A 22,729-nucleotide genomic window follows, 5' to 3' on the forward strand; every position below is an offset into this window, starting at 1 on the left:
GCGCGTCACTTCAACCCGCCCGCGAACCCGCGTAACAGGTAGCGCTGCACATAGCCGGCCACGGCGAGCGTCGGCAGCGACGCCATCAGCCCCGCGCTCATCAGGTCGCCCCAGTCGATGCCGTTCTCCGTCACGTAGCCGGCGATCGCGAGCGGCAGCGTGAAGCGGCTCGGCGTCGACACGAACAGCAAAGCGATCAGGAATTCGTTCCAGGCGGCGATGAACACGAAGATCGCGGTCGCGATCAGCCCCGGCGCGCACAGCGGCAGCACGATCTGCACGAGCCGCCGCGCGAGCCCCGCGCCGTCGATGCACGCCGCTTCCTCGTATTCGACCGGGACGTCGCGCACGAACGCGAGCAGCATCCAGATCGCCATCGGCAACGCATAGATCTGGTACGCGAGCATCAGGCCGAGCGTCGAATCGAGCAGGTGCAGCCGCTTCGCGAGCGCGAACAGCGGCACCGCGATCGTGATCGGCGGCATCAGCTTCAACGCCAGCACGAGCACCAGGAACAGCAGGTCGAGCCGCGCCGGAAACCGCAGCCGCACGAGCGCATACGCGGCCGGAAACGCGAGCGCCAGCGCGAGCAGCGTCGTGCCGAAGCCGACCACCAGCGAATTGGCGAGCGGCGCGCCGATGCCGTTCGACCACACCGACGCAAAATGCTCGAAGGTCGGCGCGGCCGGCCAGATCCGCAACGGATGATCGAGGCGTTCGAGCGTCGGCATGAAGGCCGCGCCGGCCATCCACAGGCACGGCAGCAGCAACAGCGCGAGCGCGACGATGCGCAGCGCCCACGGCATCGCGCGACCGACTGCGGCGCCCGTTCGCGCGCGAGAGATGCCCGCGGCTTGCGTCGTCATGCGCGCCGCTTGCGAACCGTCTGCCATACGTACCCCGAGACCAGCAGCGCGGACGCCGCGAGCATCAGCACCGACGCGGCGCTCGCCGGCCCGACGTTGAAGAAGCGGAAGCCCGTGTCGTAGATATAGGTCGACAGCGTCTGCGTCGCATTGCCGGGGCCGCCGCCCGTCAGCGCATAGACCTTGTCGAACAGCTTGAACGTGTCGATCGAGCGCAGCAGCAGCGCGAGGCCGATCTGCGGCGCCGCGAGCGGCAGCGTGATGTCGCGCAGGCACTGCCACTCGCTCGCGCCGTCGGTGCGTGCGGCTTCGTACAGCTCCTGCGGGATCGACTGCAGCCCGGCCAGCACGATCAGGAACGCCATCGGCGTCCACTGCCACACGTCGACGAGCGCGAGCGACCACAGCGCGAGATGCGGATCGGACAGCCAGCGCACGCCTTCGATGCCGAACGCCGCGAGCAGCGCGTTCAGGAACCCGTCGAAGTTCAGCCAGTTGCGCCAGATCGCCGAGCACACGAGCGTGGACAGCATCATCGGCAGGATCGCGAGCGGCAGCGCGATGCGTCGCCCCGGAAACGCGCGCACGAACAGCAGCGCGAGGCCGAAACCGAGCGCGACTTCGGCGAGCGACGCGACGATCGTGAAGCGCAGCGTGTTGCCGAAACCGGCCGTAAATGCGTCGTCGCCGAGCACCGCGCGATAGTTCGCGAGCCCCGCGAACGCGCGGCGGCCGGCCGAGTAATCGACCCGGCAGAACGAGTCGATCAGCACCTGCGCGACCGGATACAGCGCAAGCGCGGCGAGCACCAGTAGCGCGGGCCCGAGCAGCGCGACGAACGGCAGGCTCCGGCCGAACGCTTTCATGCGCGACCGCCGGCCGACAGATCGACGTGCGCGGTCACTTGCCGGCCGCGGCCGTCGCCTGCGCAATCTTCTGCTGCGCCTGGCGCAGCGCGGCGTCGGGCGCGGCCTGCCCCGTCAGCGCAAGCTGCAACTGGTCGCCGAGAATGCTCTCGACCTGCTGCCAGTCCTTCACGCGCGGCCGCGCACGGCCGGCCTCGAGCGCCTTCAGTTGATCGGGATACCACCGGTACTGGCGCACCAGCGCCGGATCGTTGAACACGCTGCGGCGGGTCGGCGGAATGCCGATGCCGGCGAGGCGCGTCTGCGTATCGCGCGCGCTCAGGTAAGCGAGGAAGTCCTGCGCGAGCTTCGCGTGCGGCGCATCCTTCGGAATGCCCATCTGCCAGACGCCGAGCATCGGCGCCGGGCCCGCGGTCTGCCCGGGCGGCGGCTGCAGCGCGATCTGCCCGACCACGCGCGACTGCTTCGGATCGTCGAGCGCCGGCACCCATGCCGGCCACACCTCGATCGACTGCGCGGCCGTGCCGCGCTGCAATGCGTCGCGCACTTCGGCCGCGCCGTACACGTCGACATCCTTCGGCGCGAACGCTTTCAGCGCGAGGAACGTCTTCAGCGCGGCCTGCGCCTCGCGCGAATCGATCGTCACGTTGCCGGCATGGTCGAACACGTCGCCGCCGTACGCCCACAGGATCGGCAGGAAGCCCGTCACGACCGGGTTGCCCTTCGTGCCGCGAAACACGACGCCCGACACGCTCTTGTCCGCGCCGCCAACGGTCTGCGCGATCTTCAGCACGTCGTCCCAGTTGCGCGGCGGCTGCAGCTTGTACTTCGAGAGCAGATCCTTGCGGTACGCGAACATCTCGACGTTGCCGACGATCGGCAGCGCGTACAGCGCACCAGCCGCATTGCGGCCGAGCGCGACGGCGGACGGCACGAGATCGGCGTCCGCGAGCGACGCGGGCAGCGGCTTCAGCCAGCCGTTACCGATGAATTCGGGCGCCCACGTGTCGTCCATCATCACGAGGTCGTACGCCCCGGTGCCTTCGCGCATCGACAGCTTGAGCTTCTGGTACAGGTTCGCGTTCGGCAGCTTGAGCAGCTCGATGTCAGTGCCCGGGTGCAGCTTGGTGAAGCCGGCGACGGCGTCGGCCAGGCCCTTGCCGTAGATGTCGTCGCGGCCTGCGATGACGAGATCCGCAGCCACGGCATGCGTGGCGGCGAAGGACAGCGCAAGGGCGGCGGACAGCGCGCGCAGGCGGCTCAGCAAGGTCATGAGGTCTCTCTCGTTCGGCGTGGTGGCGGGACGGCCAGGCGTTGCACACGTGTGCAACGCGGGGGATGCGGCTGGCCGCCTGATGCGAACGCCATTGTTCACGCCGATCGTTAAGAATTTATGGCACGCGGCGGGAGAAGCAGTCGATCCGCCCGACTGCCCCGCCCCGCGTGGCCATCGTTGCCCCCAGCCCGACCTTCCCGGCCGGACCTCCCCGGCCGGATCAGAAGTTCACGCGGATCCCGGCCATCACCGCCAGTTGCCGGCTCGAATTGCTGTTCGCGAGCACCGGAATCTGCGCATAGTTCGCCGCGTTGCCGTCCGCATCGGTGCCGAGCCCCGTGCCGCTCGCGATCTGGCCGATCGCGACCGCATACAGCGCGGTGCGCTTCGACAGGCTGTAGTTCGTGCCGACGTTCAACTGATGGAACCGCGTCGTGCCGCGCCCGGCGGTATGCGCGGCGTTGAAGATGTACGCGACGCCGCCTTGCAGCGCCGGCGTGAACATGTACGTGACGTTCAGCTCGCCGATGTCGAACGTGAACGCCTGCGTGCGCGGCTGCGCGGTGGTCAAGAAATAGCGGCTGTCGCCGAGACGCGTATGCGTGTAGGTCAGCGCGACCGTCGCCGCGCCGAACGTGACCGACCCGCCCGCGCCGAACGCGCGCATCGAGCCGGCATCCTGCAGCAGGCAATACATCGCGCCCGGGTTGCTGCACGCGAAATCGCCGATATAGCCGCTCGCGCCGCCGAGCGCCGCGTCGAGTGGCTGATGCAGGTCGAGGTAGCCGACCGAGAACGCCACCGGCGAGCGCGTGTACGTCGCGGCCACCGCATAGCCGCGCTTCGCGGAAAAATCGCCGGCCTGCCCACCGAAGCTGAACGTGCCGCCGAACGTGAGCCCGTTGAAATCGGCGCTGGTGAATTTCACCGCGTTGTTGAAATTGAACGCGGCGTTCAGGTTGTCGACGTCGCCGAGATGCGAGCCGTACGGCGTCGCCCAGTTGTTGCTCGACACGTACGCGCCGAGCATGTCGGTGTACGAGTCGTATTGCCGGCCGAGGCCGAGCGTGCCGATCCCGTCCTGGCGCAGCCCGACCCACGCCTGCCGGCTGAATGCGGTGCCGCCCTGCAGCGCCTGCCCGCTCGCCGACAGGAACTGCTGCTCGAGCGTGAATACCGCATCGAGGCCGCCGCCGAGCGGCTCGGCGCCCTGGAAGCCGAAGCGGGACGGCACGAGGTTGCCGCCGCCCATCTGCCACGCATGGCCGCCGCCCGTGCTGCCGTCGGCGCGCGTGAACTGCTGGTTCGTCGAGTAGATGATGCCGGTGTCCACGGTGCCGTACAGCGTCACGCTCCCCGAAGTCTGCGCATGTGCCGCATGCACGCAAGCCAGCATGGCCGCGGCTGCGGTCAGTCGTCGTCCGTTCTTCATGTCCCGCCCCTCAATGGTCATCGGTTCGCAGTGCAAACCAATGGTGTTGTCGATACGTGTGACAGGACTTTATCCAGCGAAAATTCCGGACCTCTATCCCAAATCAGCAAACGGTGATGAGGACGGGCGATACATGACGGCGCGCGGCGACGCCGCCACGGCGGGAAGGCGTCATTCGGGACGCAAGGTTTGCGACGGCAGCTCGCCGAACAGGTCGCGATACTCACGCGCGAAATAGCCGAGATGCGTGAAACCCCAGCTCGCGGCGGCCTCGCCGACGCCGAGCTGCTGCACCGGCGTCGTGCGCAGCAGGCGGCGCACCGCGTTCAGCCGGATCGTGCGCAGGTAGCCGACCGGCGTGACGTCGGCCACGCGCTGGAAGCTCGTTTGCAGCGTGCGGCGGCTGCAGCGCAGCGCGCGGCACAGTTCGAGCACGGTGACAGGTTCTTCGGGCCGCTCGCGCAGATGCTTCTCGCAGCGGCTCACGATATCGCTATAGGTGGCGTGCGTGATGTCGCGGCGCTCGACGCCGATGCCCTGTTCGAGCGCATCGAGGAACATGCCGAGCATCGCGTCGCGAAACATCTTGCGGGTGGCCGCATATTCGAGGCAGCCCGGGTTGCGCTGGGCATCGTCGATCAGCGCCGACAGCCGCACGCCGAGCGCGACGCCCTGCGCATCGGACAGCCGCGTCACGTGCCGCAGCCTGCGCGCGGCGGCCGCGCCGAATTCGGCTTCGCACAGCTCGTCGACCATGTCGGACGCCGCGCTGATCCCGACAAGCCCCATCCCTTCCGGCGTGTGGAATTCGAAATCCTCGCCGGCGCGCAGCGCGAGCAGCGCATAGCCGTCGACCGGCTGTCCCTGGAAGGTGCCCGCGAGCGGCGCGGACAGCGGCACCGCGAGCGACGTGCGACCGACCGGCGCGAGCCCGGTTTGCGCGACACGCCGGTTGGTCGTCTCGCGGAAGAAGTGGAAATCGTCGTACAGCACCTGCGTGACGGTGCCCTTGAAGCGGCCCGGCGTCATCTGACGGTAGACCTGATGCCAGCCCGCGATCGCGAGCCCGTGATCGTGCACGTCTTCGTGTGAGCGTGACTGGAACAGCATCGGCGTCTCCGGTAAAACCCTTGGGTGCTGGATGCGGCCGCCGGGTTCGCGCGGCACGCACCGTCACAGCTTACCCTCGCAAAATCCCGTGTAGTGCGGTTTTGAATGCAAGACAGGCCGCCGACAGCGCGGCGGCCTGCTCATCGATCAGCCTGACGTAACGGCGAAACGACGGCATCCGGTTCACCACCTCGCTGCCGCCGAACGGCACGATCGCGAGCGTCCAGCGGCCGTCGCGCGCGTCGATCGCGCAGTCGGTCAGGTGCAGCGGCCGCAGCGCGTCGGTCAGCGCCGGCTCGGCAAGCAGCGCGGCCAGCGTGTCGATGAAGAGACGGTCGCATCCGGGCACGGGCATCGCATCGATGCCGGTGCGGCGCAGCCAGCCGGTCTGCCGCACGCGCGCGCTGCCCTGCGCGGCAGGGCCGTCGGCGGCCGCCGTCACCTTCACGCTGACCGTATGCATCAGGAACTGGCGCTCGACACGCTCGTCAACGCTCACGCGCACGCCGTTCGGCAACCGCGCCGTCGCGCCGCTCCCACCCTCTGAATCGCGCATGGCTCGCAAGTCGGCGAGCACACGCGCGGCGATCGCGCCGGGCCGATGGCCGGGCGGCGGCGCATCGGGCGCCGCGCGCCACCGGGCAAGCACGGCCTTCACGATGCGACGTGCTCGCGGCGCAGCACGTCCTCGACCGGCACCGGCTTGAACGGATGCCGGCGCTGCACGACGAGCGTCCAGAACAGCGCGTACAGCGCGGTGAGCCCGAGCATCGCGCCGAACGGCACGTAGATGTCGCGCGGGTTCATGCCGGGCGGCGTGATGTACCAGATCGCGAGCACGATGCCGACGCTCGACACGATCTGCGGCAGCGGGAACAGCGGCGACCGGTACGGCCGCGGCAGGTCCGGGCGGCGGATGCGCAGCATCACGACCGACGCGGTGACGAGCAGGTACGCGGTGCCCCACGCGCAGGTCGCGGCGAGCACGAGATGCAGGATGCTGTCGAGATTGCCGTTGATCAGCCACGCATGGACGATCGGCACGATCGCCGCCGCGACGATGCCGACCACCGGCGTCTTGAAACGCGGATGCAGGTACGCGAAGCAGCGCGGCAGCGCGCCGTCGATCGCCATCCCGTACAGGATGCGCGGCAGCCCGGCCATCAGCGTGTTGATCGTCGCGGCGCCCGCGCACAGGAACGCGATGCCGAACCAGATCCGCCCGAACGGTCCGAGCACTTGCAGCGCGAACGCGGGAATCGCGCCCGGCGTGTCGAGCAGGTGTGTGAGGCCGTCGGGGCTCACCGGCACGTTCGCGACCTGGCGGCGGATCGCCGCGCCGTACAGGAACATGCAGATCGCGACGCCGACGAGGCCGAGCGCCATCGCGCGCGGGATCGTGCGGCCCGGCGCCTTCATTTCCGGCGCGAGCGGCGTGACGAACTCGCAACCGACGAACATGAACATCGCCATCCCGACCAGCGACAGCACGGCCGGGATCGACGTGCCGACTTCCGAGCCGCCGAACCAGCCGTCGAGATGCACGGCCGGCGCGGCCGCGAGCCCGAGGATCCCGAAGATCATCAGCGACAGCCACATGCCGGCCGTCAGCACGATCTCGAGCTTGCTGAACACCTTGATGCCGATGATGTTGGTGATCGCGAACGTGACCACGAGGCCGACGCCGACGAGCCACGAACTGTTGTGCTTCTCGAACGCGGCGTTCAGCGATTCGAAGTTCACGAGCGCCATGATGCCGCTCAGGATCGTCTCCGCGGTGCCGGCGAACACGTGCACGAGGAAATACGCGGAGATCGTGCCGGTGATCGCCCAGAAGCGGCCCAGCCCGCACGACAGGTAATCGTAAACCGAGCCGGCCGTCGGCAGCATCGCGGCGGCTTCGGAGAACGTGGTGGCCTGCGCCTGCATCATCACGAACGCGATGATCATCGCGACCGCGAACGCCCAGCCGCCCATCCCGAAGCCCGACGTCGCGGTGAGGATCACCGGGCTCGCCATGATGAGGCCGACGGCGCTCGCCAGCGCGGTCGGAAAACCCACCGCACCGGCCTTCAATGCGGCGCCGCCGCCCGCTTCAGCCGGCGAGCCGGCGGGCGTCTCGCCCGCGGCGCCGGTCATTCCCGACCATCCCGACATCGTTGTCTCCTTCGTTGGTTGGCCTGAACCGGCGCTTCGTCAGCGCCCGGGGCCAGATGTTTCGCGGTCGGCCCCGGGCGGTGCTTCAGCGCTTCGATGCCCGGGCCCCCTGTCGATCACGGCGTGATCCGATGTCGAAAAAATACGCAGGCAAAATAATCCGGTCATAGCGCAAATCGGCAAACCCGCGCTGGCGTTTACCCGCCGCCGCGGGTTTGCCGTCATGCGAACGGCACGGCCTCGAAGCCGGCCGCGAGCGCGTCGACGATCCGGTCGAGCTGTTCGCGCTGGATCACGAGCGGCGGCGACAGGATGATCTTCGTGCCGACCGGACGCACCAGCACGCCGTTCTCGCGCGCGACTTCCGCGACCGCGTTCGCATAGCCCGACAGCGGATCGATCGGCTCGCGCGTGTCCTTGTTCGCGACGAGATCGAGCGCAAGCATCAGCCCCTTGCCGCGCACCTCGCCGACCGCCGCGAAGCGTTCCGCGAACGACCGCAGCGCTTCGAGCAGATACGCGCCCTGCTTCGCCGCATTCGCCGGCAGGTCTTCCTTCACGACGATGTCGAGGCTCGCGATCGCGGCCGCGCACGCAACCGGGTGGCCGGCGTACGTGTAGCCGTGCATGATCGCCCCGCCGAAATCGGCATTCGCGGCGAACGCGTCCTCGATCCGCGCGTTCACGACCGTCGCGCCGAGCGGCACGTAGCCCGACGAAATCCCCTTCGCGAGACACATGATGTCCGGGCGCACACCCCAGCCGCGACTGCCGAACAGGCTGCCGCTGCGGCCGAAGCCCGTCACGACTTCGTCGGCGATCAGCAGCACGCCGTAGCGGTCGCACACCTCGCGCACCAGCGGCCAGTAATTCGCCGGCGGCACGATCACGCCGCCCGCGCCCTGGATCGGCTCCGCGATGAACGCGGCGACGGTGTCCGGGCTCTGGAACTGGATCTCGCGTTCGAGCATTTCCGCGCAGATCCGGCCGAGTTCCTCCGGGTCCTGCGTGAACGGGTTGCGGTACAGCCACGGCGTCTCGACGTGGAAGCAGCCGGGCAGGTTCGGCTCGTAGTTGCGGCGGAACACCGTGTTGCCGTTCACCGACGCGCCGCCGAAGTGCGTGCCGTGATAGCCCTGCTTCAGCGAGATGAACTTCGTGCGATCGGCCTGGCCGCGCACCTTCCAGTACTGGCGCGCGATCTTCAGCGCGGTCTCGATCGAATCGGAACCGCCCGAGCTGTACAGCACGCGGCGCATCCCTTCCGGTTCGAGCATGTCGATCAGCTTCTTCGACAGCTCCTCGGCACGCGGATGCGAAATGCCGTCGAACAGCTGGAAGTATTCGAGCTCGTCGAGCTGACGCACGATCGCGTCCTTCACTTCCTGGCGGTTGTGGCCGACGTTCACGTTCCACAAGCCGGCGACGCCGTCGACGAGCTTGCGCCCCTCTTCGTCGAACACGTAGCAGCCGTCGCCGCGCACGATGCGGATCGGCTTGCGCTGTTTCATTTCGTTCGGGTGCAGCATCGGATGCCAGAATTTCGCTTCGTTGTAGCTCATTGCAATCTCCACTGTCGGATCGGTTGAACCTTGATCGCTCAGGTTCGAGGTTCGAGGTTTTCGGGATTGGCGCAGCGTCAGTGCGCGATGCAGACGGATTTGGTTTCGGTAAAGCCTTCGATCGCGTACTGGCCGAATTCGCGGCCGATGCCCGATTGCTTGTAGCCGCCGAACGGCATCGACGGATCGAGCGGGATATGGCAGTTCACCCACACGGTGCCGGCCTCGATCTGCGGCACGAGGTTCATCACGCGTTTCAGGTCGTTGCTCCAGATGCTCGCGGCAAGGCCGTACGGCGACGCGTTCGCGAGACGCACCGCGTCGGCCGCATCGTCGAACGGCACGACGACGATCACCGGGCCGAACACTTCGTCGCGCACGATCGCGCTGTCCGGATGCGGATCGGCGATCACGGCCGGTTTCACGTAATAGCCGGGCAGGTCGTCGGCCGGCGTACCGCCCGCGAGGAACGTGAGGCCCGCGCGGCGCGCGCCTTCGATGTGCTGGACAACCTTGTCGCGATGGTGCGCGGAGACCAGCGGGTTGATCTGCGCGGTGGTGTCGAGGCCCGCGCCGAGCTTCATCGACTGCGCGACGCCCGCGAGGCCGTCCGCGAGCTGCGCGAACTTGCTGCGGTGCACATAGATACGTGACGCGGCCGCGCACACCTGCCCCTGGTTGAAGAACGCGCCGGCGGCGACGCCGTCGAGCGTCTGCGCGACGTCGATATCGTCGAGCATCACGATCGGGTTCTTGCCGCCGAGTTCGAGCGAGAAACGCGTCATGTTCTGCACGGCCGCCGCGCCGACCAGCTTGCCGGTCGCGGTCGAGCCGGTGAACGAAATCTTCGCGATCGACGGATGGCTCGCGAGCGCCGCGCCGCACGTGCGGCCGCCCGTGACGACGTTGAACACGCCGGGCGGCACGCCGGCTTCGCGTGCGAGCTCGGCCAGGCGCAGCGCGGTGAGCGGCGTTTCCGGCGACGGCTTCAGCACGATCGTGCAGCCGGCCGCGAGCGCGGGAATCAGCTTCCACACCGCGATCATCAGCGGGAAATTCCACGGCACGATCGCGGCGACCACGCCGACGGGCTCCTTGCGCGTATAGGCCGTATAGCGTGCGCCGGGCGGAAACGGGATCGACACGTCGAGCGTCTGGCCGGTGATCTTGGTCGCCCAGCCGGCCATGTAGCGCACGTATTCGACGCTCGCGCCAACTTCGATCGCACGCGACACGTGAATCGACTTGCCCTGGTTCAGCGTTTCGAGCTGCGCGAGCGTTTCGGCGTCGGCTTCGATCAGATCGGCGAGTTTCAGCAGGATGCGTTCGCGATCGGCCGGCCGCAGCCCGCTCCAGACGCGCGTGTCGAATGCGTGTTTCGCGCTGGCGACCGCGCGGTCGACGTCGTGTGCATCGGCATCGGCGACGGCCGCGAGCCGCTCGCCCGTGGCGGGGTCGTACACGTCGAGCCGCGCAGCCGCGTGCGCGGGCTGCATGGCACCGTCGATGAAGAGGCCGAAATCGCGCGCAACGAAGGTGCGCACGGTGTCGCTGACGGCGACGAAGTTCGTGTTGCTCATGGGCGTCTCGTTGATTGTCGTGGCTGGACCGCGTGCCGGTGAGGCACGCGGGCGTCGGACCACTGTATCGACGAGGGATCACGCCCGGTGAGCGCAAATTGGCAGCGCGTGGCGTGGCGGAAGGTGGCGGGTGAGAACCCGCGGGGCGGCCCGGGGGCGACGCGCGTGATCGGCCGGGGCTACTGTGCTTTTGGCGCCGGACCGAAGCCCGGCCATTGAATCGTCAGTTTCTGAAACCGTGCGCCATCGACGCGAGGAAGTCGTACGCCTGGTAGTCCAGCCAATAAACGCCCAGCGCAAGCGGAATCAGGAAGTACAGCGAGTCGTAGGTCCCGCTTCTGACGGTCCTGACGATGAAGATCGGCAGCGCAATGCTCAACGCGATGACCAACAGCGAAGCGGCAATGATCGCGACGTCCATGTTCCCGGCCCTTTTCTTGATTGTTATCGATACGACGAGCGCGCATGGTACTGCACGATCTCGCGGGCCGGCTTGCGGAACGATTACAGGAACAATGCCCCGACCAGTTCGGTGCGATTCGACACCCCGAGCTTGCGGTACATGCGCATCAGGTGCGTCTTGATCGTCGGTTGCCCGAGCGCGAGATCGCGCGCGATCTCCTTGTTCGAGCGGCCGTCGCGCACGAGCCGCGCGATCTGCTCCTCGCGGTAGGTCAGCCGTTCCTCGCAACCGATCCGGTGGATCCCGCGCCGCGCGCGCAGCAACGGGCTCAGCGCGGCTTCGGCGACCGGCTGCAGCCGCGCGAGCGCGTCGATCTCGCCGGGTGCGAACCGTCCCGCCGTGCTGTTGCTGTTCGCGTCGCCGATGCCGAAGCGCAGCAGCGAGAACGCGCCGACCGTCCGGCCCGCGTCGCGCAGCCAGACTTCGACGACGTCGGCCACGTCGTGCCGCCGCAGAAAACGGGTCCAGTACGCGGATGCAGCGCGTCGTTCGTCAGGCAATTGAGACGCGAGCGTGACGACCGCGCATTCGCCCGCCGCGCAGCGCGACGGATGCAGCGGATCGAGCATCCTGTAGCGGGCGACATAGGTGCGGTGCATCGATTCCGGCATCCCGAACAGCTCGAAATCGGCCGGCTCGCCGCTCTGGTCGAGCCGGTAGAACACGATCGCAGACGGGCTCGCAAACGCGTCGAACGCGTCCACGCATGCGCGCAGCGCGCGTTGCCAGTCGGCGGGAGCGTGGTCGGCGGGAACGGACAAGATGGGCATAGGGAATCGGCTGGCAGGCGAACACATCGAATCTCGAAGTCCGGGCCAGCCTACCGGCGCCGAAAAGCGCCGGTGAGCACAAATCGGCAAATCGTCCCGGTCCGGCCGCGGTGGCCGATTCAGCCGATTCAACCGGGACGATACGGGCGCGCGAAGGTGCGCGCGCCTTGTTTCAGCGTGCGTTCGCGGCGAACGTATCGCAGGCGCTCACCTCGCCCGAGTCCATCCCGCGCCGCAGCCAGTACACGCGCTGCTCGCTGGTGCCGTGCGTGAAGCTTTCCGGCACGACGTAGCCCTGCCCTTGCTGCTGCAGCCGGTCGTCGCCGATCGCCGCAGCCGCCTTCAGCCCCTGCTCGAAATCGCCCGGCTCCATCAGCCGCTGGTTCGCGCGCTGCGCGTTGTTCGCCCACACGCCAGCAAAGCAGTCGGCCTGCAGTTCCATCCGCACCGACAGCGCATTCGCGCGCGCCTGGCTCGACCGCCGGCGCGCGGCGTCGACCTTGTCGGCAATGCCGAGCAGGTTCTGCACGTGATGGCCGACTTCGTGCGCGATCACGTAGGCCTGCGCGAAATCGCCGCCCGCGCCGAAACGCTTGCGCAGCTCGTCATAGAACCCGAGATCGATATACACGTTGCGGTCACCCGGGCAGTAGAACGGCCCCATCGCGGTCTGGCCGGTACCGCACGCGGTCGGCGTCGAGTTCGTGAACATCACGAGCTTCGGCGGTTCGTACTGCGCGTGCAGCTGCGTGTTGAACACGCCCGTCCATGTGCGTTCGATATTGCCGAGCACCTTGCGCGTGAACACCGCGCCGGGATCGTTCGCCGGTGCGCCCTGGTGCTGGGTCGGCGCGGGCTGCGCCTGCTGCTGGCGCCCTTGCAACGCCGACGCGCCTTCGAGCACCACGCGCGGGTCGATCCCGAAGAAATACGATGCGGCCAGCGCGACCACGATCGTGCCGATGCCGATCGTCGCGCGCCCACCGCCGAACCCGCCGGCGCCGCGTCGATCCTCGACGTTGGCGCTTTCTCTTTCGTCGTCCAGCCTCATTGCCGGCCCCTCCCTGTTCTTGTCGATGGTCCGGCCGCGCTAGCGCGCAACCGGGCGATACGCCGTGGCGACATCAGCCGTCGACGGACGCGATACCCGTGCATCGGACGCCCGCTCGCGCCGATCCCCGCGCCATTCGTACGACGGAATCGACTGGCCGACGCGCCGCGCGCCGATGCGCGCCCGCCCGCGCTATTTTGCCGGGCTTTCGCGGTTTATCTCAAAAATGTGGAGGATAGAGCGATTTGGCCGCGGACATCGTCAGCCTTTGCAAAATCGGCCACGGCCGCCGCGCCCCGGCCATCCGGATGACCCGCGTTCATCCTTTCGGCGGATACCGGCGCGCGCCAGCGCCGCCTAAAGTGGCCGGAACGCCCCCTTTCCGGAGAACGACATGACGCACCCGCCCCCCCGCACGATCGCGATCACCGGCGCAGGCACCGGCATCGGCGCCGCGTGCGCGCGCCGCTTCGCCCGTCGCGGCGACCACGTCGTGCTGATCGGGCGCCGCCAGGCGCCGCTCGACGCACTGGCTGCCGAAACGGGCGGCCTCGCGCTGGCCGGCGACGCCGCCAGCCCCGCCGACTGGGCCGGCTTCCTGCCGCGCATCGCCGAACGCTTCGGCCGCGTCGATGCGCTCGTCGCCTGCGCGGGCGGCCACGGCATCGGCCGCGCGGACGAAACCGACGACGCGCAGTGGCGCGACGCGATGCACGCGAACCTCGACACCGCATTCGTCAGCGCGCGTGCGTGCCTGCCCGACCTGATCGCGCAGCGCGGCAATATCGTGCTGGTCGCATCGATCGCGGCGCTCGCGGCCGGGCCCGGCGTATGCGGCTACACGGTCGGCAAGCACGCGCTGCTCGGGCTCGCGCGATCGCTCGCACGCGACTACGGCCCGCACGGCGTGCGGGCGAACGCCGTCTGCCCGGGCTGGGTCCGCACGCCGATGGCCGATGCGGAAATGGCACCGCTGATGGCCGCGCACGGCGATTCGCTCGACGATGCGTACGCACGCGTCAGCGCCGACGTGCCGCTGCGGCGCGCGGCCGATCCCGACGAGATCGCGGCCGTCTGCGCGTTCCTGGCGTCGCCGGACGCCTCGTTCGTGACCGGCGCGACGCTCGTCGCGGACGGCGGCGCGACGGTCGTCGACGTGCCGACGCTCGCGTTCGACCGGCTTTGACGTCACCGGAAGACGTCACACGTGCCGGCCCGCGCCCGAATCCATTAACATCGTCCCGATCCGCCGCCTGGCGCGGCCCCGCCTCACCGTTCGGAATGCGATGAACATCCGGTTTCTGGAAACCTTCGTCTGGCTCGCGAAGCTGGAAAACTTCCGGCTCACGGCCGAGAAACTGCACACGACGCAGGCCGCCGTGTCGAGCCGCATCGCGTCGCTCGAAGAGGCGTTCGACGTGCGCCTGTTCGACCGCAACACGCGCTCGGCCACGCTCACCCCCGCGGGCCGGCGCATGCTGGCCTACGCGGAGCGGATCGTGCGGCTCGACGGCGAAATGCGACGCGACATCGACGCGGCGAGCGATGCGGGCCTGATCCGGATCGGCGTGATCGAATCGATCGTGCACAGCTGGTTCCCGGCGCTGATGGCGCAACTGCGCGAGCGCTATCCGCGCCTCGACGTCGAGATCACGAGCGACACGACGCTGCACCTGATCCGTCTGCTCAGCACCGACGGCGTCGACCTGATCCTGCAGACCGACCCGGTGCCGGGGCCGGACTTCACGAACCTGCCGCTGTGCGAATTCCCGGTGCGCTGGGCCGCGAGCCCGCGCCTCGGGCTCGGTGGCGAGCGGCTCGACGTCGCGCGGCTTGCCGCGTACCCGATCATCAGCTTCTCGCGCCACTCGGGGCCGCATGCGACGATCGAGCGGCTGTTCGCGGCCGTCGAGCGGCCGGCCAGCATCAACTGCATCACGTCGGTCGCCGCGATGATCCGCCTCGTCGCCGACGGCTTCGGCGTGGCCGCGCTGCCGCCTGCGATCATCGGGCGCGAGCTGCACGAAGGCACGCTCGAACTGCTCGACGTCGAACCGGAATTCCCGGCGCTGCCGCTCGTCGCGACGTACCGCAGCCAGGGGCTGCCGGTCGCCGCGCGTATCGCGGAACTCGCGAGCGAAGTGGCCCGGGCGATGGCGGCCGCCGCGAACCTCGCGAAGCCGGCCGCCGCCGATTCCGCCGACGCAGCGCCCGTCGGGGCAACACCCGCGCGCAAGGCAACCGGGACAAAGACGAACACGCCAACAAAAACGAAGCGCGCAACGAAAGCCGCCTCGCCTGCCGCACCCGCCGCAAAACGCCGCCCGCGCCGCTCATAAGAAAACCTGTTCACCGCGAATTTGTTTTCTTGTTGGACGGGCGCGGCCCGTCTTCGGGACACTGCGGTTCCTGACACCCCCGTCACGAGGAACCCCGCGATGACCCGCCTTTCCCTTCCGCACGGCCAGCTTTGCGTCTGGACGGATATCGACCCCGCACACGAAGCCGATTTCAACGCGTGGTACGACCGCGAGCACATGCAGGAACGTGTCGCGATTCCCGGCTTCACGCATGCACGGCGGTTTCGCGCAACCGACGGCGGCCCGCGCCGATACCTCGCGCTGTATGTGACGGACGCGCTCGACGTGTTCCGCGGCGATGCGTACCGGCGCGCGTTCACGCAGCAGACCGCGTGGTCGCTCGCGAACTTCGCGCGCATGACGGGCACGCAGCGGCGCGTCGGCGAGCTGACGATCGAGGCCGGCGACGGCGAAGGCGCGCATCTGGCGCTGTTCGTGCTGCCGCCGGACCGCATCGACGTGCCGCACCTGCGCGAGCGCTTCGACGCGGCGCTGCACGAACCGGGCATCCACGCCGCGCGGCTTTTCCGCACCGCACCCGACCTGTCCGCGCCGATCGGCGCATCGTCGGCCGCCCGCCCGGCCGCCGATGCGCTGGTGCTGATCGAAGGCAGCGACGCAGCGGCCACGCGCCGCGTAGCCGCCACGCTCGCCGGGCACGACGACGTGCGCACCTTCGACCTGCTGTGGCGCGCCGCCGCGCCGCTGCCGGTTGCACGCCGCGCCGCCGAAGCGGAACCGGCCACCGCCGCCGCGCTGCCTGCCTGAACGCCGACGCCGGCCGGTTCCGCTTCCGCTTCCGCTTCCGCACGCGGCCGACACGCCGGCCCCGCGCTTCATCCCGTCATCCGTCACGACCTGCCCGATACCATGAGCACTCTCGCCCAGCCCGCCGCCCACGCGCCCCGCCGTGTCCGCAACAGCCGACTCGCGACCGCGAGCATGATCGGCACGTCGCTCGAGTGGTACGACTTCACGATCTACAACACGCTCGCCGCGCTCGTTTTCAACCATCTGTTCTTCCCGTCGGTCGATCCGCTGGCCGGCACGATCCTCGCGTTCTCGACCTATGCGGTCGGCTACGTGTCGCGTCCGCTCGGCGGCTTCGTGTTCGGCAACCTCGGCGACCGCATCGGCCGCCGCGCGGTGCTGATGCTCACGCTCGTGCTGATGGGCGTGACGACCGCGCTGATGGGCGCGCTGCCGACCTATGCGCAGGCCGGCATCCTGAGCCCGATCCTGCTCGTCGCGCTGCGCTTCGTGCAGGGCGTCGCGCTCGGCGGCGAATGGGCCGGCGCGGTGCTGCTGTCGGTCGAGCACGGCGACCAGAAACGGCGCGGGCTGTCCGCATCGTGGACGCAGATCGGCCCGTCGTTCGGCACGCTGCTCGGCACCGGCTGCATCGCGCTCGTCACGTTGTCGACCACGTCCGACAGCTTCCTGTCGTGGGGCTGGCGCGTGCCGTTCGCGGCCAGCGCGCTGCTCGTCGTGTTCGGCTTCTGGCTGCGGTGCGGCGTCGACGAAACGCCGCAGTTCGAGCAGCTCGCCGAATCGCACGCGACCGCCGACGTGCCCGTCGCCGACGTGCTGAAGTATCACTGGAAGCGCCTGCTGATCGCGGGCGGCTCGCGGATCGGCTCGGACGTGCTGTATGCGCTGATCGTCGTGTTCACGCTGACCTACGTGACGACCGTGCTGCACCTGTCGCGCCCCGTGGCGCTGACGGCCGTGATGATCGGCACGGCCTGCAACGCGCTCGCGGTGCCGTTCTTCGGCGCGCTGTCGGACCGGTTCGGCCGCCGGCCCGTGTATCTCGCCGGCGCAATGACCGGCATCGTGTGGGCGTTCGTGTTCTTCGCGCTGCTCGATTCGGCGCGCCCCGCGGCGATCGTCGCGGCCGTCGCGATCGGCCTCGTGATCCATGCGGTGATGTACGGCCCGCAGGGCGCGTTCGTGACCGAACAGTTCCCGACGCGCGTGCGCTATGCGGGCGCGTCGCTCGCGTACACGCTCGCCGGCATCGTCGGCGGCGGCTTCGCGCCGCTCGTGATCGCCACGCTGTTCCGGCAGACGGGCACGACGACGGCCGTGTCGCTGTACGTCACTGCCGCGCTCGTCGTCACGTCGATCGCGCTCGTCGCCGCGCGCGAGACCGCGCACCGGCCGCTCGAGGATTGAGCGCCGCCAGCCGATTCATTCCTTCGCACTTCAAACGGATAGCTGCATGCCAACCCTGTCGTTCAACGTGATTTCCCTGCACGGCGCGCCGGCCGCCGTCGACGCCGACATCGAACGCGTCGTGATCGCCGGCTGGGCCGGCCGCGACCCGGCCGCGATCCACGCGCACATCGACGAACTCGCGGCGCTCGGCGTCGCGCCGCCGTCGACCACGCCGTGCTTCTATCGCGTGTCGTCCGCGCTGCTCACGCAGGCGCCGTCGATCGGCGTGCTCGGCGCGCGCTCGGGCGGCGAGATCGAATGCGTGCTGGTCGACAGCCCGGCCGGCACGCTGGTCACGGTCGGCTCCGACCACACGGATCGCGAAGTCGAAGCGTACGGGGTCGCCGTGTCGAAGCAGGTGTGCGCGAAGCCGCTCGGCCACGACGCGTGGCGTTACGCGGACGTCGCGGAGCACTGGGACGCGATCGAGATGCGGTCGTGGCTGATTGCACGCGATGGCGAACGGGTTGCGTACCAGCACGGCGCGGTCAGCGGCCTGCTCGCGCCCGACGTGCTGTGGCAGCGGTTCGACGCGCGCCGCACGATGCCTGCGCGCTGCGCGATGTATGGCGGCACGGTCGTCGTGCACGGCGCGATCGCGGCGATGGGCGACGGCGATGCATTCGAGATGGAACTGCACGATCCGGTGCTCGGACGCAGCCTCACGCATCGCTATGTAGTCGAGGTGTTGCCGGTCGTGGCTTGACGAGCAATGGGAAATCGCACGGCATTAGGGGGGGCGACTGCGTTCTGTCGTCGCGCCTGTTCCTACCTGTACGACTCGAAGCAGTGGTAGTCCGGGAAGTTGAACTGCGAATTGCCGCAGTACAGCACACCTGTCAGGTTGGTACACCCGCTCAACGTGAACATGATTGCCCCCGCAACCGACGCTTTCCATCCGAAATGCGCCATCTCGCCCCCCGTTTTCCGTTGATCGACGTTGACGACATGATGCGCATCGGATGCGCGAGGGTATGTGGAAAATTGTTGTCCCGCGGGTGCTTCGATTCGCCATGACGCTTTCCGGCGCCCGGGCGTGGCCCAAGCACCGGTATACAGTCAACGCGTGTGATCTGCGATGGCACAAGCAATGACGGCGGCGGCCAACGTGCGCGCCGCCGCCCGTCACGCCTTGAACGTGATCCACGGTTTCAGCCGGACCGCACTGCGGATCAGCCCGGCCTGCTCCTGTGCGTCGATCACCGGCCCAATCGGCTTGTAGGCCTCCGGCGCTTCCTCGACCCGGCGCTCGTCGCGCAACGTCACGCAGCGCCACATACCGGGCGCCTGCTCGGTACGCATCCGCCGCAACGCCTGACGCCGCACACTGCGGCCCGCGCCGTGGCTGCATGACCACAGCCAGTCGGGATGGCCGAGGCCGGTCGCCAGAAACGACGCGTCGCCCATCGAGCCGGGAATCAGCGCGAAATCGCCGTCGCGCGCGGGCGTGGCACCCTTGCGGTGGACGTTCATCCCGTTCTCGCGCAGCACGACGTTGTGCGGCACGTCGACCACCAGCACCGAGCGCGTCTCTCCGGTCAGCTCCGCCAGCTCCTTGCGCACCATTTCCGCGAGGACGACGCGGTTCAGCCATGCATAGCGCGCGGCCGTACCCATCGCGACGAGGTATTCGCGCGCCAGTTCGCCGGACAGACCGTACAGGCCGCTCTCCGGATGCCTGACGCCGGCCGGCCATGCGGCCCGCGCGCGATCCATCCAGCGCCGCCCCACGTAGAAGCCGACATCGCGCGAGCCGCTGTGAATCATCACGACGATATCGTCCTTCGCGAGCCCGGCGCGGTACGCCGCATGCCGGTCGAACACCGCGTCGACGATCTGCAGTTCGACGAAGTGGTTGCCCGAGCCCGGCGTGCCGAGGCTCGGGTCGCGGAACACGTCGCGCGAGCCGACATGCGCGTCCGGCGCATACTTCGCGCTGCCGTCGAACCGGTCGAGACCGATGCACGACGACAGTTCAGCGGCCAGCCGGTCGCGGTCGACGTGCTGCCACAGGCCCTGCCGCGCCACGCGATCGATGAACGCCGCCGGGCCCGCGTCGAACAGCGCGCGAAACGCGTCGCCACCGACCGGCACGTCGCGGCGATCCGCGAGAATCGCACGCGTCAGCCGCTCGACGAGCGCCGCTTCGAACGGCGCGAGCGCCGAGCGCTTGAGGCCCGTCGTGACGAGACGCATCCCGCAGTTGATGTCGGTGCCGATCGCGGCCGGAATCACGAACGCGTCGTCGGTCGCGACGATCGAGCCGACCGGCGCAACGCCGCCCGGATGGAAATCGGGCGTCGCACATGCCTTGCAGACGCCGTGATGGCCATCGGGCGAACGGACTGCGGCGAACGCGAGCAGCTGCTGCACGGCCTTCTCCTCGAGCGGGAGCGAATCGGGCAGCAGAACGGAAGCCTGCGACTGTTCATTGCGCAGGTGATAGATGCCGGCCTGACGGTCGACATGGACGCCTTGCCGCTGCAAGGCTTTTTTCAAACGAGGGAAAGTAGACATCGCTGCTGGAAATGAAAAAGGTACGACGCGACCTCCGGCATTCCGGCGGTCGTGGGTACCTTCCTGCAGCAGCGTCAAGGAAGGAAGCGCGGATCATAACAGAGCCGTGCGGCGTCCGCGACGACCGTTGCTCACCCGAGACACCCGAGCCCCGCCAGCGTCGCCTCCACCGCCGTATCGAGCGGCGTCACCGGCTCGCGGCCGAGCACCGCGGTCACGCGCGCGTTGTCCATCCGGACCGGTTCGCGCCACAGGTAACGCATCTCGAGCAATTCGCGCAGCGTCGTGACGAACGGCGCGGCTACCCACACGAGCCACCACGGGAAATCGCGCAGCGCCGGCCGCATGCCGTGCCGCTGCGCGACGCGTTGCACGGCCTGCGCCATCTGCATGCCGTCTTCATCCCAATGCCCGCCCAGATGAAAACGCGCGAACGGCTCCAGCGTCTCGCGCCGCTCGATCATCTCGACCATCACGCGGGCCACGTCCGGCACATACGACCATTGATGGCCGACGCCGCGACTCGGCACGCTGATGGCCGCGACCGGCCGCCCCGGCTTGATCAGCCCCTGAGAGAACCAGCTGTTGCCGAGCTGCGGCCCGAAGAAATCGCCGGCGCGCACGACGATCGCCCGCACGCCGTGCGCGCTGGCGTCCTGCAACCGCCGTTCCAGCTCGACGCGAATCGCGCCCTTGCGGGTCCCGGGATGCTGCGGCGCATCTTCCCGCAGCACCGGAAACGCATCGGCGCCGAAGTTGTAGACCGTGCCCGGCAGCACGATGGTCGCCTGCGCGGCCCGGGCCGCCGCGATCGTGTTGTCGATCATCGGCAGCACCTGCGTGGCCCAGTTCCGGTATCCGGGCGGGTTCACCGCATGCACGATCACGCTGCAGCCGCGTGCGGCGCGCACCACCGCATCGCGATCGAGCGCGTCGCCGCGCACCCATGCGATGCCGTCGCGCTCCACGACCTCGGCATCGAGCCCGCGCTTGAGCGCACGCACCTGCCAGCCCGCAGCGCGCAACTGCCGCGCGACTTCCCCGCCGATCCCGCCGCTCGCGCCGAGCACGAGTGCCTGCCGTTGCTTCCCGCCTGCGTTCGTCGTCATTGCCGCTCTCCTTGAATGGAACCATCACGACACGCATTCTGGCGCGCCGGTCGCTATCAAGGAATTGCCGAACCTGATAGATCAGCTATACATTTATGCATGACCACCGATCTGAACTGGGAACGCTACCGCACCTTCCTCGCGGTGCTGACGGAGGGCTCGCTGTCCGGCGCGGCGCGCGCGCTCGGCATTACGCAGCCGACGGCCGGCCGCCATGTCGCGGCGCTCGAAGCCGCGTTCGGCCAGACGCTGTTCACGCGCTCGCCGTCGGGCCTGCTGCCGACCGAGGCCGCGCTCGCGCTGCGCGGCCATGCGGAGGCGTTGCGCAGCGCGGCGGCCGCGTTCGAGCGCGCGGCGGCCAGCCACGGCGCCGGCGTGCGCGGCATCGTGCGGATCTCGGCCAGCGACGTGATCGCCGTCGAGGTGCTGCCGCCGATGCTCGTGCAGTTACGGCGCGACCATCCGGGGCTCGTGATCGAACTGGTGCCGACCGACCGCATCCAGGACGTGCTGAAGCGCGAGGCCGATATCGCGGTCCGGATGGCGCCACCCGCGCAGGACGCGCTCGTCGCGCGGCGGGTCGGCGAAATCGAGGTCGGGCTGTATGCGCGCGACGATTACCTGGCGCACCACGGCGCGCCCGCGACGATCGACGCGCTCGCGCATCACGCGCTGATCGGCTTCGATACGGTCACGCCGTTCATCCGCTCCGCGGGGCGCGGAATGCCGCTGTGGAAGCGCGACGCGTTCGCGCTGCGCACCGACAGCAATCTCGCGCAGCTCGCGATGATCCGCGCCGGCTACGGGATCGGCTTCTGCCAGACCGCGCTCGCGAAACGCGACGCGCGGCTCGTGCGCGTGCTGCCGGACGGGCCCGCGATGCGGCTGGAAACCTGGGTCGTGATGCACGAAGACCTGCGGACGAGCCCGCGCTGCCGGGCCGTGTTCGATGCACTGGCCAACGGGCTGCGCGCGTATGCGGACGGTGAAGTCGCCGAGTAGCAAGCGGCGCGCGTGAATCGCGCGGGCCGCGCTATTCGTGGCTTTTCCCGGCGAACAGGATGTCGGCGATGCGCCGCCACGGGTTGTCGCGCACGTCGTCGCAGCGCAGCCCCTCTTCCGACGCTTCGGCCCAGTCGATCATCGCTTCCAGGTATTCGCCGATCGACCGGTTTTCCCAGCCGAGCGCCGCGTGGGCATACGGCGACAGCGGCGCATCGGCCTCGAGCTGCCGCTCAGTGTGCCAGTCATGGCCGAGCACCCGCAGGAAGTGGATCAGCGAACGCTCGTCGACCACGCGCTCCAGCGCGTGCTGCAGCTTCGCGGCCATCTGGTTCTTCAGTTCGTCGTCGTTCATGCCTGTAGCCCCCTGGCGCGCCTGTCGGTGACG

At 68.9% G+C, this 22,729-nt stretch carries 21 protein-coding genes; 6 read left to right on the forward strand and 15 right to left on the reverse strand.

Translation table 11 applies throughout. The features are described 5' to 3' along the window. Positions 1-5: 5 nt before the first annotated feature. From HWW87_RS19965 to HWW87_RS20020, 12 genes are all read right to left on the reverse strand, one after another. On the reverse strand, positions 6-866 hold the full coding sequence (locus tag HWW87_RS19965) for a carbohydrate ABC transporter permease (protein ID WP_175821789.1): 861 nt from the start codon (positions 864-866) through the stop codon (positions 6-8). Continuing rightward, positions 863-1,732: a sugar ABC transporter permease gene (locus HWW87_RS19970; RefSeq protein WP_089442040.1), complete on the reverse strand. Its 870-nt coding sequence runs from the start codon at positions 1,730-1,732 to the stop codon at positions 863-865. Before HWW87_RS19970 ends, HWW87_RS19965 begins: the two co-directional genes overlap by 4 nt. Before the next feature lie 34 nt (positions 1,733-1,766). Then, positions 1,767-3,005, reverse strand: a complete 1,239-nt coding sequence (locus HWW87_RS19975; protein WP_175821790.1) for an ABC transporter substrate-binding protein — start codon at positions 3,003-3,005, stop codon at positions 1,767-1,769. 223 nt (positions 3,006-3,228) lie between these two features. After that, positions 3,229-4,440, reverse strand: a complete 1,212-nt coding sequence (locus tag HWW87_RS19980; protein ID WP_175821791.1) for a porin — start codon at positions 4,438-4,440, stop codon at positions 3,229-3,231. 171 nt (positions 4,441-4,611) lie between these two features. After that, on the reverse strand, positions 4,612-5,550 hold the full coding sequence (locus HWW87_RS19985) for a helix-turn-helix domain-containing protein (protein WP_174386869.1): 939 nt from the start codon (positions 5,548-5,550) through the stop codon (positions 4,612-4,614). Positions 5,551-5,620: 70 nt separating this feature from the next. After that, on the reverse strand, positions 5,621-6,208 hold the full coding sequence (locus tag HWW87_RS19990) for a DUF3156 family protein (protein ID WP_175821792.1): 588 nt from the start codon (positions 6,206-6,208) through the stop codon (positions 5,621-5,623). Beyond that, the gene (locus tag HWW87_RS19995) at positions 6,205-7,707 is read right to left on the reverse strand and encodes an APC family permease (RefSeq protein WP_175821793.1); all 1,503 of its coding nucleotides are present in this window, start codon (positions 7,705-7,707) and stop codon (positions 6,205-6,207) included. Before HWW87_RS19995 ends, HWW87_RS19990 begins: the two co-directional genes overlap by 4 nt. A gap of 221 nt (positions 7,708-7,928) precedes the next feature. Beyond that, on the reverse strand, positions 7,929-9,269 hold the full coding sequence (locus HWW87_RS20000; protein WP_175821794.1) for an aspartate aminotransferase family protein: 1,341 nt from the start codon (positions 9,267-9,269) through the stop codon (positions 7,929-7,931). A gap of 77 nt (positions 9,270-9,346) precedes the next feature. After that, the gene (locus HWW87_RS20005) at positions 9,347-10,849 is read right to left on the reverse strand and encodes an aldehyde dehydrogenase family protein (RefSeq protein ID WP_175821795.1); all 1,503 of its coding nucleotides are present in this window, start codon (positions 10,847-10,849) and stop codon (positions 9,347-9,349) included. Between the two features lie 223 nt (positions 10,850-11,072). Beyond that, positions 11,073-11,270, reverse strand: a complete 198-nt coding sequence (locus HWW87_RS20010) for a hypothetical protein (protein WP_175821796.1) — start codon at positions 11,268-11,270, stop codon at positions 11,073-11,075. An 83-nt stretch (positions 11,271-11,353) separates the two neighbouring features. Continuing rightward, positions 11,354-12,082: a LuxR C-terminal-related transcriptional regulator gene (locus HWW87_RS20015; protein ID WP_175821797.1), complete on the reverse strand. Its 729-nt coding sequence runs from the start codon at positions 12,080-12,082 to the stop codon at positions 11,354-11,356. 172 nt (positions 12,083-12,254) lie between these two features. Then, positions 12,255-13,133: a neutral zinc metallopeptidase gene (locus HWW87_RS20020; protein ID WP_174386862.1), complete on the reverse strand. Its 879-nt coding sequence runs from the start codon at positions 13,131-13,133 to the stop codon at positions 12,255-12,257. Between the two features lie 394 nt (positions 13,134-13,527). Between HWW87_RS20020 and HWW87_RS20025 the strand changes: the two genes are divergently transcribed. The 5 genes from HWW87_RS20025 to HWW87_RS20045 all read left to right on the forward strand — a co-directional run bounded on the left by HWW87_RS20025 (position 13,528) and on the right by HWW87_RS20045 (position 18,419). Next, on the forward strand, positions 13,528-14,319 hold the full coding sequence (locus HWW87_RS20025; protein WP_175821798.1) for an SDR family oxidoreductase: 792 nt from the start codon (positions 13,528-13,530) through the stop codon (positions 14,317-14,319). Between the two features lie 100 nt (positions 14,320-14,419). Next, positions 14,420-15,472 (forward strand): LysR family transcriptional regulator, encoded by a 1,053-nt coding sequence (locus tag HWW87_RS20030; protein WP_175821799.1) that lies wholly within the window; start codon positions 14,420-14,422, stop codon positions 15,470-15,472. 99 nt (positions 15,473-15,571) lie between these two features. After that, entirely contained in the window at positions 15,572-16,261 is a 690-nt protein-coding gene (locus tag HWW87_RS20035) for a DUF4286 family protein (RefSeq protein WP_175821800.1), read from the forward strand. Positions 16,262-16,351: 90 nt separating this feature from the next. After that, complete coding sequence (locus HWW87_RS20040) at positions 16,352-17,671, forward strand: MFS transporter (protein ID WP_175822116.1); 1,320 nt, start codon at positions 16,352-16,354, stop codon at positions 17,669-17,671. Between the two features lie 46 nt (positions 17,672-17,717). Beyond that, entirely contained in the window at positions 17,718-18,419 is a 702-nt protein-coding gene (locus HWW87_RS20045; protein WP_175821801.1) for a DUF2848 domain-containing protein, read from the forward strand. Positions 18,420-18,838: 419 nt separating this feature from the next. On the opposite strand, the gene HWW87_RS20050 is transcribed toward HWW87_RS20045, so the two are convergent. Continuing rightward, positions 18,839-20,200 carry an RtcB family protein gene (locus HWW87_RS20050; protein WP_244107310.1) on the reverse strand — a complete coding sequence of 454 codons (1,362 nt, stop codon included), beginning with the start codon at positions 20,198-20,200 and terminating at the stop codon, positions 18,839-18,841. A 161-nt stretch (positions 20,201-20,361) separates the two neighbouring features. Beyond that, positions 20,362-21,339, reverse strand: coding sequence for an NAD-dependent epimerase/dehydratase family protein (locus tag HWW87_RS20055; RefSeq protein WP_175821803.1), 978 nt, complete (start codon positions 21,337-21,339; stop codon positions 20,362-20,364). Between the two features lie 99 nt (positions 21,340-21,438). Here HWW87_RS20055 and HWW87_RS20060 point away from each other — a divergent pair, with 99 nt between their 5' ends. After that, positions 21,439-22,341, forward strand: a complete 903-nt coding sequence (locus HWW87_RS20060; protein WP_175821804.1) for a LysR family transcriptional regulator — start codon at positions 21,439-21,441, stop codon at positions 22,339-22,341. 31 nt (positions 22,342-22,372) lie between these two features. On the opposite strand, the gene HWW87_RS20065 is transcribed toward HWW87_RS20060, so the two are convergent. Beyond that, the gene (locus HWW87_RS20065) at positions 22,373-22,696 is read right to left on the reverse strand and encodes a hypothetical protein (protein WP_175821805.1); all 324 of its coding nucleotides are present in this window, start codon (positions 22,694-22,696) and stop codon (positions 22,373-22,375) included. Positions 22,697-22,729 lie beyond the last annotated feature (33 nt).

It is taken from the genome of Burkholderia sp. BCC0419, from assembly GCF_902830285.1.
GTDB lineage: Bacteria > Pseudomonadota > Gammaproteobacteria > Burkholderiales > Burkholderiaceae > Burkholderia.

Bases quoted from the DNA above. Each gene is read 5' to 3' on its own strand.
- HWW87_RS19965 (WP_175821789.1), bottom strand. From the start codon at position 866: ATGACGACGCAAGCCGCGGGCATCTCTCGCGCGCGAACGGGCGCCGCA.
- HWW87_RS19970 (WP_089442040.1), bottom strand. From the start codon at position 1,732: ATGAAAGCGTTCGGCCGGAGCCTGCCGTTCGTCGCGCTGCTCGGGCCC.
- HWW87_RS19975 (WP_175821790.1), bottom strand. From the start codon at position 3,005: ATGACCTTGCTGAGCCGCCTGCGCGCGCTGTCCGCCGCCCTTGCGCTG.
- HWW87_RS19980 (WP_175821791.1), bottom strand. From the start codon at position 4,440: ATGAAGAACGGACGACGACTGACCGCAGCCGCGGCCATGCTGGCTTGC.
- HWW87_RS19985 (WP_174386869.1), bottom strand. From the start codon at position 5,550: ATGCTGTTCCAGTCACGCTCACACGAAGACGTGCACGATCACGGGCTC.
- HWW87_RS19995 (WP_175821793.1), bottom strand. From the start codon at position 7,707: ATGTCGGGATGGTCGGGAATGACCGGCGCCGCGGGCGAGACGCCCGCC.
- HWW87_RS20000 (WP_175821794.1), bottom strand. From the start codon at position 9,269: ATGAGCTACAACGAAGCGAAATTCTGGCATCCGATGCTGCACCCGAAC.
- HWW87_RS20005 (WP_175821795.1), bottom strand. From the start codon at position 10,849: ATGAGCAACACGAACTTCGTCGCCGTCAGCGACACCGTGCGCACCTTC.
- HWW87_RS20010 (WP_175821796.1), bottom strand. From the start codon at position 11,270: ATGGACGTCGCGATCATTGCCGCTTCGCTGTTGGTCATCGCGTTGAGC.
- HWW87_RS20015 (WP_175821797.1), bottom strand. From the start codon at position 12,082: ATGCCCATCTTGTCCGTTCCCGCCGACCACGCTCCCGCCGACTGGCAA.
- HWW87_RS20020 (WP_174386862.1), bottom strand. From the start codon at position 13,133: ATGAGGCTGGACGACGAAAGAGAAAGCGCCAACGTCGAGGATCGACGC.
- HWW87_RS20025 (WP_175821798.1), top strand. From the start codon at position 13,528: ATGACGCACCCGCCCCCCCGCACGATCGCGATCACCGGCGCAGGCACC.
- HWW87_RS20030 (WP_175821799.1), top strand. From the start codon at position 14,420: ATGAACATCCGGTTTCTGGAAACCTTCGTCTGGCTCGCGAAGCTGGAA.
- HWW87_RS20035 (WP_175821800.1), top strand. From the start codon at position 15,572: ATGACCCGCCTTTCCCTTCCGCACGGCCAGCTTTGCGTCTGGACGGAT.
- HWW87_RS20045 (WP_175821801.1), top strand. From the start codon at position 17,718: ATGCCAACCCTGTCGTTCAACGTGATTTCCCTGCACGGCGCGCCGGCC.
- HWW87_RS20055 (WP_175821803.1), bottom strand. From the start codon at position 21,339: ATGACGACGAACGCAGGCGGGAAGCAACGGCAGGCACTCGTGCTCGGC.
- HWW87_RS20060 (WP_175821804.1), top strand. From the start codon at position 21,439: ATGACCACCGATCTGAACTGGGAACGCTACCGCACCTTCCTCGCGGTG.
- HWW87_RS20065 (WP_175821805.1), bottom strand. From the start codon at position 22,696: ATGAACGACGACGAACTGAAGAACCAGATGGCCGCGAAGCTGCAGCAC.